14 protein-coding genes and 1 pseudogene are annotated in these 14,842 nt (G+C 59.8%); 10 read left to right on the top strand and 5 right to left on the bottom strand.

What is annotated here, in order from left to right; translation table 11 throughout:
* Positions 1 to 135: 135 nt before the first annotated feature.
* Complete coding sequence (locus tag GKQ23_RS08745) at positions 136 to 390, top strand: YkgJ family cysteine cluster protein (RefSeq protein WP_056233409.1); 255 nt, start codon at positions 136 to 138, stop codon at positions 388 to 390.
* Between the two features lie 5 nt (positions 391 to 395).
* On the opposite strand, the gene GKQ23_RS08750 is transcribed toward GKQ23_RS08745, so the two are convergent.
* Positions 396 to 1,592 (bottom strand): sugar efflux transporter, encoded by a 1,197-nt coding sequence (locus tag GKQ23_RS08750; protein WP_056233407.1) that lies wholly within the window; start codon positions 1,590 to 1,592, stop codon positions 396 to 398.
* Between the two features lie 403 nt (positions 1,593 to 1,995).
* Between GKQ23_RS08750 and fruB the strand changes: the two genes are divergently transcribed.
* The 5 genes and pseudogenes from fruB to GKQ23_RS08775 all read left to right on the top strand — a co-directional run bounded on the left by fruB (position 1,996) and on the right by GKQ23_RS08775 (position 6,574).
* Complete coding sequence (gene fruB, locus GKQ23_RS08755) at positions 1,996 to 3,129, top strand: fused PTS fructose transporter subunit IIA/HPr protein (protein ID WP_212410357.1); 1,134 nt, start codon at positions 1,996 to 1,998, stop codon at positions 3,127 to 3,129.
* Positions 3,126 to 4,068: pseudogene (gene fruK / locus GKQ23_RS08760) on the top strand (1-phosphofructokinase). The gene fruB and the pseudogene fruK overlap by 4 nt, the downstream one beginning before the upstream one ends.
* A 16-nt stretch (positions 4,069 to 4,084) precedes the next feature.
* On the top strand, positions 4,085 to 5,779 hold the full coding sequence (fruA, locus tag GKQ23_RS08765; protein WP_056233401.1) for a PTS fructose transporter subunit IIBC: 1,695 nt from the start codon (positions 4,085 to 4,087) through the stop codon (positions 5,777 to 5,779).
* A 208-nt stretch (positions 5,780 to 5,987) separates the two neighbouring features.
* A complete protein-coding gene (locus GKQ23_RS08770; protein ID WP_249168521.1) occupies positions 5,988 to 6,278 on the top strand; it encodes a type II toxin-antitoxin system RelE/ParE family toxin in 291 nt (96 codons plus the stop codon).
* Positions 6,275 to 6,574, top strand: coding sequence for a helix-turn-helix transcriptional regulator (locus GKQ23_RS08775; RefSeq protein WP_056233399.1), 300 nt, complete (start codon positions 6,275 to 6,277; stop codon positions 6,572 to 6,574). Before GKQ23_RS08770 ends, GKQ23_RS08775 begins: the two co-directional genes overlap by 4 nt.
* A 128-nt stretch (positions 6,575 to 6,702) precedes the next feature.
* On the opposite strand, the gene nfo is transcribed toward GKQ23_RS08775, so the two are convergent.
* Entirely contained in the window at positions 6,703 to 7,551 is an 849-nt protein-coding gene (gene nfo, locus GKQ23_RS08780) for a deoxyribonuclease IV (protein ID WP_056233397.1), read from the bottom strand.
* Positions 7,552 to 7,836: 285 nt separating this feature from the next.
* On the opposite strand from nfo, the gene yieE reads away from it, so the two are divergent.
* The 4 genes from yieE to GKQ23_RS08800 all read left to right on the top strand — a co-directional run bounded on the left by yieE (position 7,837) and on the right by GKQ23_RS08800 (position 12,361).
* Complete coding sequence (gene yieE, locus GKQ23_RS08785; protein WP_101506267.1) at positions 7,837 to 8,709, top strand: DNA-binding transcriptional regulator YeiE; 873 nt, start codon at positions 7,837 to 7,839, stop codon at positions 8,707 to 8,709.
* A 174-nt stretch (positions 8,710 to 8,883) separates the two neighbouring features.
* The gene (locus tag GKQ23_RS08790; protein ID WP_212410361.1) at positions 8,884 to 10,350 is read left to right on the top strand and encodes an amino acid permease; all 1,467 of its coding nucleotides are present in this window, start codon (positions 8,884 to 8,886) and stop codon (positions 10,348 to 10,350) included.
* Positions 10,351 to 10,496: 146 nt separating this feature from the next.
* Positions 10,497 to 11,579, top strand: coding sequence for an iron ABC transporter permease (locus GKQ23_RS08795; RefSeq protein ID WP_056233391.1), 1,083 nt, complete (start codon positions 10,497 to 10,499; stop codon positions 11,577 to 11,579).
* Positions 11,579 to 12,361, top strand: coding sequence for an ABC transporter ATP-binding protein (locus tag GKQ23_RS08800; RefSeq protein ID WP_056233388.1), 783 nt, complete (start codon positions 11,579 to 11,581; stop codon positions 12,359 to 12,361). Before GKQ23_RS08795 ends, GKQ23_RS08800 begins: the two co-directional genes overlap by 1 nt.
* A gap of 83 nt (positions 12,362 to 12,444) precedes the next feature.
* Here GKQ23_RS08800 and GKQ23_RS08805 read toward each other — a convergent pair whose 3' ends face one another.
* From GKQ23_RS08805 to fghA, 3 genes are all read right to left on the bottom strand, one after another.
* A complete protein-coding gene (locus GKQ23_RS08805) occupies positions 12,445 to 12,816 on the bottom strand; it encodes a hypothetical protein (RefSeq protein WP_212410363.1) in 372 nt (123 codons plus the stop codon).
* Positions 12,807 to 13,592, bottom strand: coding sequence for a hypothetical protein (locus GKQ23_RS08810; protein ID WP_212410364.1), 786 nt, complete (start codon positions 13,590 to 13,592; stop codon positions 12,807 to 12,809). The genes GKQ23_RS08805 and GKQ23_RS08810 overlap by 10 nt, the downstream gene beginning before the upstream one ends.
* A 165-nt stretch (positions 13,593 to 13,757) precedes the next feature.
* Positions 13,758 to 14,600: an S-formylglutathione hydrolase gene (fghA, locus tag GKQ23_RS08815; protein WP_305827363.1), complete on the bottom strand. Its 843-nt coding sequence runs from the start codon at positions 14,598 to 14,600 to the stop codon at positions 13,758 to 13,760.
* Positions 14,601 to 14,842: the final 242 nt, after the last annotated feature.

Below are 14,842 nucleotides of genomic sequence, written 5' to 3' on the forward strand. Positions count from 1 at the left end.
TTTATCGCCGTAAAACGGGCACCCTTTCCCCGCAGCGCAAAGATAGTATTTGGCCGGGCTTGCTGCTATTGTCGCGTTTTTTAAGGGGGGCAAGCGGGCATCGTGCACGCACTCACCCGGCATAAAGGATGGAAGATGGAGTGTCGCATTGACTGTGGGGCCTGCTGCACCGCGCCCTCGATTTCATCGCCGATCCCGGGGATGCCGCACGGCAAGCCGGCCAACACCCCCTGCATCCAGCTGGACGAGCGCCAGCGCTGTAAAATCTTTGGCTCGCCGCTGCGCCCGCCCGTCTGTGCTGGCCTGCAGCCCGACCGCGAAATGTGCGGCAGCAGCCGCGCGGCGGCGCTGGTCTGGCTGCTGGATCTGGAAGCGGCTACGGCGCCCTGAGCCGTTTACCGTCGATCGCCAGGCTCCGGCACCCGCAGCAGGCACAGCACCGACGCCGTCATCATCACCAGCGCAAACCAGAACACCGAGTGGTAGCTCCACACCTCGGCGACCAGGCCGGCCAGCGAACCGCCGACGATCCAGCCCATCCGCGTCGAGTTGGTAAACAGCGTGGTGGCTGCCCCGGCCTGGCCGGGCATCAGATCCTGGAAGTAGATCATGCCGATGGCGGCGATCACCCCGATAAACACCGCGTTGGGGATCTGCAGCAGCAGCATCGCCAGCTCGCTGGAGAACAGCAGAGTGCCGGCGTAGAACAGCAGCCCGGCCCCGGCGGCAATCAGCATCAGCGGCCGTTTGCCAAAGCGCTTTGCCACCAGCCCGGCGAACAGCATTACCGGGATCTCCAGCCCGGCCGCCAGCCCCATCATAATCCCCGCCAGCTTTTCCGGCAGCTGCAGATCGTTGACCACGTACAGCGGCATCACGATCAGGTACAGCCCGTTGCTTGACCACATCAGCGTACTGGCGAGGAACAGCACCAGCGTGGCGCGGCGGTTGCGGCGCGGTGCCTGCAGCGGCGCGCTGGCGGTGGTCACCGTGGTTTTCTGCATCGACGGCAGCATGGTATGCACCACCACCGCGCAGAGCGCAAAGGCCACGGCGGCCACCAGATACATTGAGCGGAAGCCGTAGCCCAGCGCCAGGCTGAAGGCCAGCGGCGGCCCGAAGATCCACGCCAGCGAGATCTGCGCGCGCATCACCGAGCTGAACATGGTGCTTTCGCGGCCGGTTTTATCGGCGTGCTCGCGCGCCAGCGCAAACATCTGCGAGGTGGCGCTGCTGCCGAAGCTGGCCAGAAACACGCCGACGATCATCAGCACAAAGTAGTTACGGTTCCAGGCAAACAGCATTGAGGCCAGCGCACCGAGCAGGCAGCAGACGAAGATCAGCGTTTTACGATCGCCCTTACTGTCCGAGTAGCGGCCCAGCAGCTGGCTGACCACGATACCGATCACCGCGTTGACGGTGAAGAACAGCCCGACCATAAACGGCCTGGCGTGCACCTCGCTGCTGAGGAACAGGCTGAGGGTTGGCGTTTGCAGCGCGCCCGCCAGCCCGGAAACGAAGGCGACGAGCAGAAACGCCAGCGATTTACCGTCGGGCAGCAGGGCGCGCGGGGAAGCTAAAGGTACAGGCATAGTCAGGGGAACCGGTCAGAGGAATAAAAACGGCCAAATTTTACGCCTGTTGCCGCCGATCAAAAAGCGCTTTCACGGATGTTGCATAAGCTATGCCGGTTTAAGCACTTTTTGCACAAAAGGCTGAACAGCGTCAGCGCCGGTAGCGGGATCGGCCATCGCGTTCAGCATCGCGTCAGCCGGCCGTCGTTTTCACCGGATTAATCCGCGCTGGTTTTAGCTAAAAATGTGCGGAGCGTCAAAAATCTGCTATATGAAACGCGGTAAATCTTGCACAAAACGGGCTGTCGGGACCACACTTCTTGAAACGTTTCAGCGTTACTCCTGCGGCTTCCCAGACACGGTGATAACGCTTTTATTCTCAGATAAGCTGAAACGATTCAAATTCAGCAGCGAGGGTTCCATGTTCCAGTTAGAAGTGAGTGCTATCAAGCCCGGCGCGCAGGCGGCCGACAAACAGGATGCCATCCGTCAGGTCGCCGCCGCGTTGACCGCCGCCGGTAACGTCGGCGAAGGCTACGTAAACGGTATGCTTGCGCGCGAGCAGCAGACCTCAACCTACCTCGGTAACGGTATTGCCATTCCGCACGGCACCACCGACACCCGCGACCTGGTGCTGAACACCGGCGTGCAGGTGTTCCAGTTTCCGCAGGGCATTGCCTGGGGTGACGATCAGACCGCCTGGGTGGTGATCGGCATCGCCGCCAAATCTGACGAACACCTGGCGCTGCTGCGTCAGCTGACCCACGTGCTGAGCGATGACAGCGTGGCAGAGCAGCTGAAAAGCACCGACTCGGCGGAAACCCTGCGCGCGCTGCTGATGGGCGAAAAGCAGGCCGCCGAATTTAAATTTGACGCTTCGCTGATTACCACCGACGTTGCGGCGGGCGATCTGATCACCCTGCAGGCGCTGAACGCCGGCCGTCTGCAGCAGGCGGGCGCGGTGGACGCGGCCTTCGTCAGCAGCGTGATTGGCGCTAAGCCGCTGAACCTTGGCCAGGGCATCTGGCTGAACGACAGCGCCGTCGGCAACCTCGCCAGCGGCGTGGCGATTGCCCGCGCGGCGAACGCCTTTGAGGTTGACGGTGAGAAAGCCGCGCTGCTGGTCACCGTGGCGGTTGCCGACGACCAGCCGCTGCACGTGCTGAACTACCTGAGCGACCTGCTGATTGCGCAGAAGGCCGATCGCCTGCTGCAGGCCGACGCCGCCGGCATCCTCGCGCTGCTGACCAGCATAGTGGATGAGCAGGCCGAACTGCTGACCGAAGAGTTTGTGATCCGCAACGAGCACGGCCTGCACGCCCGTCCGGGCACCGCGCTGGTCAGCGTGATCAAGCAGTTTAACTGCGACGTAACCGTCACCAACCTCGACGGCAGCGGCAAGCCGGCCAACGGCCGCAGCCTGATGAAGGTGGTGGCGCTGGGCGTGAAAAAAGGCCATCGCCTGCGCTTCACCGCCAGCGGTGAAGATGCCCGTGCGGCGCTGGATGCAGTAGGCGAAGCCATCGCATCCGGTCTGGGCGAGGGGGCACAATGAGCAGACGCGTTGCCACCATTACGCTGAACCCGGCTTACGATCTGGTCGGCTATATTCCGGAAATCGAACGCGGTGAAGTCAACCTGGTGAAAACCACCGGGCTGCACGCGGCCGGTAAGGGTATTAACGTTGCCAAAGTGCTGAAAGATTTAGGCATCGACGTCACCGTCGGCGGTTTCCTCGGTAAAGAGAACCAGGACGGCTTCCAGCACCTGTTCAGCGACCTTGGCATTGCCAACCGCTTCCAGGTGGTGGAAGGCCGTACCCGCATCAACGTTAAGCTGACCGAGCAGGGCGGTGACGTCACCGACCTGAACTTCTCCGGCTTTGAAGTCACCGGGCAGGACTGGGAGCGCTTTACCACCGACTCGCTGACCTGGCTGGGCCAGTTCGATATGGTCTGCGTCCAGCGGCAGCCTGCCGGCCGGCGTCGATCCGGACGCGTTCACCGAGTGGATGCGTCAGCTGCGCAGCCACTGCCCGTGCATCATTTTTGACAGCAGCCGCGAAGCGCTGGTAGCGGGCCTGAAAGCCGCGCCGTGGCTGGTGAAACCGAACCGTCGCGAGCTGGAGATCTGGGCCGGCCGCAAACTACCGACATTACAAGATGTGATTGAAGCAGCACATGCGCTGCGTGAGCAGGGTATCGCCCACGTGGTGATCTCGCTGGGCGCTGAAGGCGCACTGTGGGTCAATGCTTCAGGGGAATGGATTGCCAAACCCCCTGCCTGTGACGTGGTCAGCACCGTGGGTGCCGGCGATTCAATGGTTGGCGGCCTGATTTATGGCCTGCTGATGCGTGAATCGAGCGAGCACACGCTGCGCCTGGCGACGGCAGTGGCGGCGATGGCCGTCAGCCAGAGCAATGTGGGCGTTACCGATCGTACCCAGTTGGCCGCAATGATGGCGCGCGTCGACCTGAAACCTTTCAATTCCTGACAGCAGGAGACCCATAATGAAAACGCTGCTGATAATAGATTCTTCGCTGGGGCTGGCAACCGGACATCTGGCAAAAAACATCACCACCGCCGCGGCGGCCAGCGCCGGCGTGACGCTGACCGATAACCCGGCAGAGGCCGATCGCATCATCGTGGCCGGGAAAAACATTCCGGCCGACGCGACGCTGAACGGCAAAGCCATTTACCTCGCCGACATCCAGCAGCTGCTCAGCCAGCCGGCTGCGGTGCTGGCGCAGGCGCAGACCGATGCACAGCCTTACCAGGCCCCGGCGGTTGCTGCGGCTGCACCGGTGGCGGCGGCGGGCAACGGCCCGAAACGTATTGTGGCGGTAACCGCCTGTCCGACCGGCGTGGCGCACACCTTTATGGCGGCGGAAGCCATCGACACCGAAGCGAAAAAACGCGGCTGGTGGGTGAAGGTGGAGACCCGTGGTTCCGTGGGTGCCGGTAACGCGATTACCGCAGAAGAAGTGGCGGCGGCGGATCTGGTGATCGTCGCGGCCGATATTGAAGTGGACCTGGCGAAATTCGCCGGCAAGCCGATGTACCGTACGTCTACCGGCCTGGCGCTGAAGAAAACCGCGCAGGAGCTGGATAAAGCGGTGGCGGAAGCCAAACCTTACCAGCCTGCGGGTGGCCAGCAGGCCGCCGCAGGTGATGATAAGAAAGAGAAGGCCGGTGCCTACCGTCACCTGCTGACCGGCGTGTCTTACATGCTGCCGATGGTGGTGGCAGGGGGCCTGAGCATCGCGCTGTCGTTCGCCTTTGGTATCACCGCCTTTAAAGAGCAGGGTACGCTGGCCGCCGCGTTAATGCAGATCGGTGGCGGCAGCGCCTTCGCGCTGATGGTCCCGGTGCTGGCGGGCTTTATCGCCTTCTCGATCGCCGACCGTCCGGGTCTGACCCCGGGCCTGATTGGCGGCATGATCGCCACCAGCATCAACGCCGGCTTCCTTGGCGGCATTATCGCCGGCTTTATCGCCGGTTATGCGGCGAAGTTCTTAAGCCAGAAGGTCAAACTGCCGACCAGTATGGAAGCGCTGAAGCCGATCCTGATCATCCCGCTGGTCGCCAGCCTGATTACCGGCCTGCTGATGATTTACGTGGTGGGTAAACCGGTGGCGGGCATTATGGCCGGTCTGACCAGCTGGCTGGCGAACATGGGTACCGCCAACGCGGTGCTGCTGGGCGCGGTGCTGGGCGGCATGATGTGTACCGATATGGGTGGCCCGGTGAACAAGGTGGCTTACGCCTTCGGCGTCGGCCTGCTGAGCTCGCAGACCTATGCGCCGATGGCGGCGATTATGGCGGCCGGTATGGTGCCACCGCTGGCGATGGGTGTGGCAACGCTGGTTGCGCGTCGTAAGTTCAACAAGGGTCAGCAGGAGGGCGGCAAAGCGGCGCTGGTTCTCGGCCTGTGCTTTATCTCTGAAGGCGCGATTCCGTTCGCCGCCCGTGACCCGATGCGCGTGCTGCCCTGCTGCATCGTCGGCGGCGCGCTGACCGGTGCGCTCTCCATGTGGATTGGCGCCAAACTGATGGCACCGCACGGCGGCCTGTTTGTGCTGCTGATCCCGGGCGCGATTACGCCGGTGGTTGGCTACCTGCTCTCTATCGTTGCCGGTACGCTGGTGGCGGGCCTGACTTACGCGGTGCTGAAGCGCCCGGAAGCAGAGCTGGCAAAAGCCTGATTCACCGAGTAATACAAACCAGCCCCTGCCTGCGCAGGGGCTTTTTTTTGCCTCTTATCCGGACCCGCTCGTAAAACTAAAAATATAAACTGTGGTTTATATAAAGTGCTAGACTCAACGTGTACAGTAAAGGAATTTGGCGGTGGAGAAATGGATTGTTGATACCACAGAACGTTTTGACCGGTGGCTGAGAAGTCAGGATGAAGCCATGATTGAGGATGTGCTTTCCAGCCTGCAGACGCTTGAGCTGTTTGGACCCAGACTGGGACGGCCAGATGTTGATCAGATTAAAGGCTCTGCATTCAAAAATATGAGAGAGTTGCGTGTTCAGAGTAACGGGCGCCCTGTAAGGGCATTCTTTGCTTTTGACCCCCTGAGAATGGCTATTGTGCTGTGTGCGGGGGATAAAACCGGTCAGAAGAGTAAGCGATTTTACAGCGAGATGATAAAAATCGCTGATGCAGAATACACGAAGCATCTGGAAGGAATAAGCACATGACCAAACTGAGCCAACTGATTGCCGAGCGCTCTGCGGAGTCTCAACAGCGTATTCGCGAGAAAACGGAAGCAAAAATTCTTGAGATCCGTTTGCGGCAGTTACGTGAAGAACAGCATCTTTCACAGAGTGAACTGGCCGCTAAAATGGGCGTCAGCCAGCCAGCCATTACGGCGATTGAGTCTCGAGGCGAGGAAATTAAGCTGGCGACTTTAAAAAAGTACGTTGAGGCACTGGGCGGAAAGGTCAGTCTGAACATTGAGATGCCTGGCGGAAGCGGGCGCATTTATCCGGTTTAAATCGGTGCAGATAAGCACCTGTCCGCATCCTTCCTGAGCCCACATTATCGTGGGCTCTTACAACACGCGGTGTTAAGCCCGCTTCGCAAACCTGATGCTGGCTTAATCTGTCATCCGCGATTGCGCGACTATGACGACACCTGCTCCGACTTAAGCCACGCAATTTCATCGATCCAGATATCCGGATTGATGGTTTCCAGAATCATCGGGATACCGTCGAAGCGCGGGTCTTTCATCAGCCAGCTGAAGGCGGCCTTGCCGATATTGCCCTCGCCGAGGCTGTGGTGGCGGTCAACCCGGCTGTTAAAGGCGCTTTTGGCATCGTTCAGGTGCATGCCGCGCAGGTACTGAAAACCCACCACCCGTTCAAATTCGGCAAAGGTGTTCTCACACTCCTCTTCACTGCGCAGATCGTAGCCGCCGGCAAAGGCGTGGCAGGTGTCAATGCAGACGCCGACGCGGGATTTATCCTCCACGCCGTCGATGATTGCCGCCAGGTGCTCGAAGCGGAACCCCAGATTGCTGCCCTGACCGGCGGTATTTTCAATCACGGCGGTCACGCCCTCGGTTTTATCCAGCACGATATTCAGCGACTCGGCGATGCGCTTTAAGCAGGCTTCTTCGCTAATCTGCTGCAGATGGCTGCCCGGATGGAAGTTGAGCAGGCTCAGCCCCAGCTGCTGGCAGCGGGTCATCTCATCGAGAAACGCCTCGCGGGATTTTTCCAGCGCCTCCTCAACCGGGTGGCCGAGGTTAATCAGGTAGCTGTCGTGGGGCAGGATCTGCGCCGGGGTAAAACGGTACTGCTCACACGCCTGTTTAAAGGCGGTAATTACCTCATCCGTCAGCGGCGCGGCGCGCCACTGGCGCTGATTCTTGGTAAAGAGCGCGAAGGCAGTGGCTTCAATTTCTGCCGCGCGTTTCACCGCCTGGTCCACGCCGCCAGCGGCGCTAACGTGGGCACCGATAAATTTCATGCCTTACTCCTGTTAATGACTCGATTTTACTGCCGGTTATGATAACTGCAAACGTGCGGTGAACGCAGGTTTTGATGAAAATGGCCTTCACAGATGCCGTATAAAGCCCACCTGCCGGTGTAAGCTGTCAGTGAAGTTGCTTCACAGGCAGTTTAAGAGCCGCGTATTTGCTTAAAAGAATCACGGGTTATATATTGGAAATCTACCACTATAAGTATTAATCAGCCGACGCAGCGATCGGCATTAAGTGCCATTTTTGAAGCAAGAGTCAGAAGGGGAAGGATTATGCACATTACGCTACGCCAGCTGGAAGTCTTCGCCGAAGTGCTAAAAAGCGGCTCCACCACCCAGGCCTCGCAGGTGCTGTCGCTGTCGCAGTCGGCGGTCAGCGCCGCGCTGGCCGATCTGGAGGGGCAGCTTAGCGTACAGCTGTTTGACCGGGTCGGGAAGCGGCTGGTGGTGAACGAGCACGGGCGGCTGCTCTATCCACGCGCCGTCGGGCTGCTGGAGCAGGCCCAGGAGATCCAGCAGCTGTTCCGCGACGATAACGGCGCGCTGCGCATTGCCGCCAGCAGCACTATCGGCAACTATCTGCTGCCGGGAATGATCGCCGGCTACCGCCGCGACTACCCGACGCTGCCGCTGGAGCTGAGCGTCGGCAACAGCCAGGACGTGATCACCGCGGTGGCCGATTTTCAGGCCGATATCGGCCTGATCGAAGGGCCCTGCCATATGGCTGAACTGGTGACCGAGCCCTGGCTGGAGGATGATCTGGTGGTGTTTACCGCGCCCGGCGCGGCGATCCTCAGCCAGCCGGTGACGCTGGCCAGCCTGGCTGAAGCGCCGTGGATCCTGCGCGAACACGGCTCCGGCACGCGGGAGATCGTCGATTATCTGCTGCTGTCGCACCTGCCGAGCTTTGAGCTGGCGCTGGAACTGGGTAACTCAGAGGCGATCAAGCACGCGGTGCGCCACGGGATGGGCGTCAGCTGCCTGTCACGCCGGGTGATCGCCGAGCAGCTGGAGATTGGCACGCTGGTGGAACTGCCGCTGCCGTCGCCACTGCCGAAGCTGAAACGCACGCTGTACCGCATTCATCACCGGCAGAAGCACCTGTCGAAGGCGCTGGAACGTTTCCTTAGTTACTGTAAAGAGTAGGCCCTGGCGGACGTAACCGGCCTCAGCCTGGCGGCCAGCGCGCTTGCGAAAACTGCCATAACTAATAATTATGGCAAAATTATGAACCTAACTTATAACCGAGGGTAATCACTATACGCGCTGCGGCAGGTTGCTATAATCGCGCCTCATTTTTGACACAGACAGCGGTAACACATGGATCATGACACAAAAACAACACAACAACCTGGCTTAAGGCGCGTACTTAAAGCCCGCCACTTAACGATGATCGCCATTGGCGGTTCGATCGGTACCGGTCTGTTTGTCGCCTCCGGCGCCACGATTTCTCAGGCGGGGCCGGGCGGTGCGCTGCTCTCCTACGCGCTGATCGGCCTGATGGTCTACTTCCTGATGACCAGCCTCGGCGAACTCGCCGCCTTTATGCCGGTTTCCGGCTCGTTCTCCACCTACGGTTCAAAGTACGTTGAAGAGGGCTTCGGCTTCGCGCTGGGCTGGAACTACTGGTACAACTGGGCGGTGACCATCGCCGTTGACCTCGTCGCCGCACAGCTGGTGATGAACTGGTGGTTCCCGGACACCCCGGGCTGGATCTGGAGCGCGCTGTTCCTCGGCCTGATCTTCCTGCTTAACTACATCTCGGTGAAGGGCTTCGGCGAAGCGGAGTACTGGTTCTCGCTGATTAAAGTGGTGACGGTGATTATCTTTATTGTCGTTGGCATGGCGATGATCGTCGGCATTCTGCACGGGGCTGAAAATGCCGGCTGGCACAACTGGCAGACCGGCGACGCGCCGTTCGCCGGCGGCTTTGCGGCGATGACTGGCGTGGCGATGATCGTTGGCTTCTCGTTCCAGGGCACCGAGCTGATCGGCATTGCGGCCGGTGAGTCAGAAGACCCGGCGAAAAATATTCCGCGCGCGGTGCGTCAGGTATTCTGGCGCATCCTGCTGTTCTACGTGTTTGCCATCCTGGTGATCAGCCTGATTATCCCGTACACCGACCCGAGCCTGCTGCGCAACGACGTGAAAGACATCAGCGTCAGCCCGTTCACGCTGGTGTTCCAGCACGCCGGCCTGCTGTCGGCGGCGGCGGTGATGAACGCGGTGATCCTGACGGCGGTGCTGTCGGCGGGCAACTCCGGCATGTACGCCTCCACGCGGATGCTCTATACCCTGGCCTGTGAAGGCAAAGCGCCGCGCATGTTTGCCCGACTGTCGAAGGGCGGCGTGCCGCGCAACGCGCTGTATGCCACTACCGTGGTCGCCGGGCTGTGCTTCCTCTCTTCGATGTTTGGCAACCAGACCGTCTACCTGTGGCTGCTGAACACCTCGGGGATGACCGGCTTTATCGCCTGGCTGGGGATCGCTATCAGCCACTACCGCTTCCGTAAAGGCTATATGACGCAGGGCCGGGATCTGGCCGACCTGCCGTACCGCTCCGGCTTCTTCCCGCTCGGGCCGATCTTCGCCTTTGTCCTGTGCCTGATGATTACCCTCGGCCAGAACTATCAGGCGTTCCTCGCCGATACCATCGACTGGGGCGGGGTGGCGGCGACCTATATTGGCCTGCCGCTGTTCCTGGCGATCTGGCTGGGCTACCGCTGGACGCACAAAACCCGCGTGGTGAAGTACCGGGAAATGGAGTTCCCCACCTTCAGGAAGTAAGCGGAAATAACCTGCCGGGCGCGATTATTCGCGCCCTTTTTTTGTTAACCGCCGTTACGAATATCATTGATAACTATTCTTGTTTTCGTTACTTTTACCGCCGTATTGCTGGCGTAGCCGCCTCACCAGAGAAACAGGGTCTTAAGATGAGTGTAAGCGTTGATTCGGCGCAGTCCGCCGACCAAACCCCGCCCGACGGCGCGATGGGCCGTTATCACCAGGTGCTGCGGCACCGGCTGCTGATTATGGGCGGGCTGCTGCTGCTGATCCTCGCTTCGCTGCTGCTCGACTTTACCCTTGGCCCGTCCGGGCTGTCGCTGGCCACCCTGTGGCAAACGCTGATCTCGCCGGAGTCGGTGGATGCCGGTACCCGGGTGATCGTCTGGGATATCCGCCTGCCGTATGCGCTGATGGCGGTGGTAGTGGGGCTGGGGCTGGGCCTCGCCGGTGCCGAAATGCAGACCATCCTCAATAACCCGCTGGCCAGCCCGTTTACCCTCGGCGTCTCCTCTGCCGCCGCCTTCGGCGCCGCGCTGGCGATCGTGCTGGGCATCGGCATTCCCGGCATTCCCGACCAGTGGTTTATCTCCGCTAACGCCTTTGTGTTTGCGCTGCTGGCCGCGCTGATGCTGGACGCGGTCACCCGCTGGACCCAGGTCTCCACCTCCGGGGTGGTGCTGTTTGGCATCGCGCTGGTGTTCACCTTTAACGCGCTGGTGTCGATGATGCAGTTTATCGCCAGCGAAGATACCCTGCAGGGGCTGGTGTTCTGGACCATGGGCAGCCTGGCGCGCTCATCATGGGACAAGCTGGCGGTGCTGAGCATTGCGCTGCTGATCCTGGTACCTATCTCGATGATGAGCGCCTGGAAACTGACCGCGCTGCGGCTGGGGGAGGATCGCGCGGTGAGCTTTGGCATCGACGTGCGTCGTCTGCGCCTCGGCACCCTGCTGCGCATCAGTATTATCTCCGCGCTGGCGGTGGCCTTTGTCGGGCCAATCGGCTTTATCGGCCTGGTTGCGCCGCACATCGCGCGCATGGTGTTCGGTGAAGATCACCGCTTCTACCTGCCGGCCAGCGCGCTGACCGGGGCGCTGGTGCTGTCGCTGGCCTCGGTGGCGTCGAAAAACATCCTGCCAGGGGTGATCATTCCGGTGGGTATCGTGACCTCGCTGGTCGGCGTGCCGTTCTTCCTGAGTATTATTCTGCGCCATCGGGGGAATATCTGATGCAGGGACTGAAAATCAGCGGCTTCAGCGCCGGTTATCCAAAACGTCAGGTGATTACCGACCTGAACATTCCGCTGCTGCCGCGCGGCAAAATCACCGTGCTGCTGGGGCCGAACGGCTGCGGCAAGTCGACGCTGCTGCGCTCGCTGGCCGGGCTGAATAAGGCCAGAGGCGAGCTGTGGCTGAACGGTGACGAGCTGATGAGCCTGCCGTTTGCCCGCCGCGCATCAAGGGTGGTCTACCTGCCGCAGTCGCTGCCGGCCGGGGTACACCTGCACGTGCTGGAGTCGATTATCGTGGCGCAGCGCGCCTCCGGCGGACGCAGCACCGCCGCCAGCGAAGCCGAGGTGATGGCGCTGCTGGAACAGCTGGGCATCGCCCACCTGGCGATGAGCTTCCTCGATCAGCTCTCCGGCGGGCAGAAGCAGCTGGTGGGGCTGGCGCAGTCGCTGATCCGCCGCCCGGAGCTGCTGCTGCTCGATGAGCCGCTCAGCGCCCTCGACCTTAACTACCAGTTCCACGTGATGGACCTGGTGGCGCGCGAGACCCGCCAGCGCAATATCGTGACCGTGGTGGTGGTGCATGACATCAACATCGCGCTGCGCCACAGCGAACACGTGCTGATGCTGCAGAACGGCAGGCTGATTGCCGACGGTGCGCCGGAGGAGGTGATCACCCCGGAGAGCCTGGCGAAAGTCTACGGCGTGCGCGGCCGCATTGAGCGCTGTTCGCACGGTACGCCGCAGGTGCTGATTGATGGCCTGGTGGGGGATGTGGCCTGAGATAATTGCAGTTTCAATCGAAAGAAGGCCTGGCGGCGTGTTCCCCCGTCGCTGTGATGATTTAAAATCGCAGGACGGGGTAACTAGTACCCGTGATTACAGAGTGCAATGACGTTGTGGGCATTTTTAATTGCTATCAGGGCGGAGTTTTTTGTAACTGTTTTTTCTAAAAAATAATCACTAATCGTGCGCTGGTCCTTCATTGCTTTGAGTATATAGCCCAGAGCAAGCAGCTCTTTTCTGGTGTACGTTTCTGCTTCCAGTCGCCAGGCATCGCCTTGCAGGTAAGATATCAAATCTTTGTGGCTGTCCTTTGGGCCGCTGCTCATCGCTGAAATAACGTGATGATAAGCACCATAGTAAGCCCGTCCAACGGCGTTTCTGAAGCCAATTTCATCCTTCCTGGCAAGGCACTGTTCCGCGAAATTGATAAAATCCGTGCTAATTATTGGCATTGTCCGGTTTCCTGTGTTGTAAGCATCGAGCCCTGTTCAAACCAGACGCTAAAGTTAAGGCTGAGCAGTTCATCGTGCTCTGCCAGCTCCAGGGCCAGCTGCAAATTCATAGCGGCCACGCGATCGACATTACAGTTAGCGACGGTTACTACGTACGCATTCATCGCTTCTTCATTCAGTGAATGGAAAGAGTAATGCTCGGTAATGGCGTTGTTTTTACGCATGATTGCGGCTACGGATCTCACCAGAACAGTAAACTGTGCATCGGACATGTTGGCAGTCGACCTGAAACGGGCAAGTCCGGACTCCAGGGAGGCTAAGTCGCCACTGAAATGTTGCTCTGCTGCCTGAGGAACCATCCTGAGAAATTTTCTGTTCAGCTCAAAAGCCTTTGCAAATTCACCGTAGTAGAGATGCAAATAGATTGCTCTGCAGAGGATCTCTGGCGAGATAAACTTTTGGCTGAGACGCCAGGACAGCTTAACCGCATCGGCTAATTCTCCTCGCAGAGAAACGAAAATAAGGTAATTTTTAGCAACTACATCAGCTTCACTCTCTACACACAACGCGCGCTCAAACAGGGGAGAGGCTTTATCGCTGTCACCATAGGCTGCCCAGGCTAAGGCAAGCAGATACTCCTCATGGGCTGAATTTCCTAAGGCTTTAATGTTTCTGATCCAGCTGTGCAGGTCCCATTCAGCGAGCAGTTCTCCTGACTTGAGAATATCGATAAGCTGATGAGCGTACTCAGTTGATTTTGAAAGAGGTTCGGGCATGACATCCCCTGTGAATAAACGGGCTGGCTGATGGGGTCTGTTGTGTAATAAAACCGCAATCTACAGCACAGCCAGTCATTCCTGAAATCAAAAAATGCTTATGAGGCAGGCAGGTCGAAAAAATGTGGTTTAAAAGCGGGACGGCGAATGCCGCCCCGTGAGGGACTACACCAGCAGATGTTTCGCGTGGAAGCGCAGGTGATCTTCCACAAAGCTGGCGATAAAGAAGTAGCTGTGATCGTAGCCGGGCTGGATGCGCAGCGTCAGCGGGTAGCCGCGATCGCGGGCGAGGGCGGCCAGACGCTCCGGCCGCAGCTGGTCGGCGAGGAACTGGTCGCTGTCGCCCTGGTCGATCAGCATCGGCAGCTGGTCGCTGGTCTGGCTCAGCAGCCAGCAGCTGTCGTACTCTTTCCACGCCTGACGATCGTCCCCGAGATAGTGGCGGAAGGCCTTCTGGCCCCACGGCACCTCCAGCGGATTGACGATCGGAGCAAAGGCGGAGACCGAGCTGAACTTGCCCGGATTACGCAGCGCAAGGGTCAGCGCGCCGTGGCCGCCCATCGAATGCCCCATGATCGCCTGACGATCGCTGACCTTAAAGCGGTCGGCAATCAGCGCCGGCAGTTCGTCGTTAATGTAGTCATACATACGGAAGTGCGCCGACCAGGGGGCCTGGGTGGCGTTGAGGTAGAACCCCGCGCCCTGGCCAAGATCGTACCCTTCATCATTCGCCACGCCTTCGCCGCGCGGGCTGGTATCCGGCATCACCAGCACCAGGCCAAGCTCGGCGGCAGCCCGCTGTGCGCCGGACTTAACGCTAAAGTTCTCATCGGTGCAGGTCAGCCCGGCGAGGAACCAGACCACCGGCGGCGGAATATCGTCCTTCGGCTCCGGCAGAAAGATGCTGAAGGTCATCGGGCAGTTCAGCACCGCCGACTGATGGCGGTAACGTTGCTGCCAGCCGCCGTGCATGCGGTGTTCTTCGAGTAGTTCCATATTATCAGCCACTTTTCCTCCTCTTTGCCGTCACATAAGGCGCTGTCTCTGCGTTGGCTGCGCTCGGCCACCCCGGTCACATAGTTGTCTATGCTCCCGGGGATGGCCTCACTTGCCGCCTTGATACAGCACCTTCTGTTTAGCAAATTTAATGTCGTCACAGAAGGCGCTGTCTCTGCGTTGGCTGCGCTCGGCCACCCCGGTCACATAGTTATCTATGCTCCCGGGGATGGCCTCACTTGCCGCCTTGATAC

This window comes from Erwinia sp. E602 (assembly GCF_018141005.1).
Taxonomy (GTDB): domain Bacteria; phylum Pseudomonadota; class Gammaproteobacteria; order Enterobacterales; family Enterobacteriaceae; genus Erwinia.

Excerpts from the sequence above, each read along its gene's own strand:
- GKQ23_RS08745 (WP_056233409.1), top strand. The coding sequence starts at position 136 with ATGGAGTGTCGCATTGACTGTGGGGCCTGCTGCACCGCGCCCTCGATT.
- GKQ23_RS08750 (WP_056233407.1), bottom strand. The coding sequence starts at position 1,592 with ATGCCTGTACCTTTAGCTTCCCCGCGCGCCCTGCTGCCCGACGGTAAA.
- fruB (WP_212410357.1), top strand. The coding sequence starts at position 1,996 with ATGTTCCAGTTAGAAGTGAGTGCTATCAAGCCCGGCGCGCAGGCGGCC.
- fruA (WP_056233401.1), top strand. The coding sequence starts at position 4,085 with ATGAAAACGCTGCTGATAATAGATTCTTCGCTGGGGCTGGCAACCGGA.
- GKQ23_RS08770 (WP_249168521.1), top strand. The coding sequence starts at position 5,988 with ATGATTGAGGATGTGCTTTCCAGCCTGCAGACGCTTGAGCTGTTTGGA.
- GKQ23_RS08775 (WP_056233399.1), top strand. The coding sequence starts at position 6,275 with ATGACCAAACTGAGCCAACTGATTGCCGAGCGCTCTGCGGAGTCTCAA.
- nfo (WP_056233397.1), bottom strand. The coding sequence starts at position 7,551 with ATGAAATTTATCGGTGCCCACGTTAGCGCCGCTGGCGGCGTGGACCAG.
- yieE (WP_101506267.1), top strand. The coding sequence starts at position 7,837 with ATGCACATTACGCTACGCCAGCTGGAAGTCTTCGCCGAAGTGCTAAAA.
- GKQ23_RS08790 (WP_212410361.1), top strand. The coding sequence starts at position 8,884 with ATGGATCATGACACAAAAACAACACAACAACCTGGCTTAAGGCGCGTA.
- GKQ23_RS08795 (WP_056233391.1), top strand. The coding sequence starts at position 10,497 with ATGAGTGTAAGCGTTGATTCGGCGCAGTCCGCCGACCAAACCCCGCCC.
- GKQ23_RS08800 (WP_056233388.1), top strand. The coding sequence starts at position 11,579 with ATGCAGGGACTGAAAATCAGCGGCTTCAGCGCCGGTTATCCAAAACGT.
- GKQ23_RS08805 (WP_212410363.1), bottom strand. The coding sequence starts at position 12,816 with ATGCCAATAATTAGCACGGATTTTATCAATTTCGCGGAACAGTGCCTT.
- GKQ23_RS08810 (WP_212410364.1), bottom strand. The coding sequence starts at position 13,592 with ATGCCCGAACCTCTTTCAAAATCAACTGAGTACGCTCATCAGCTTATC.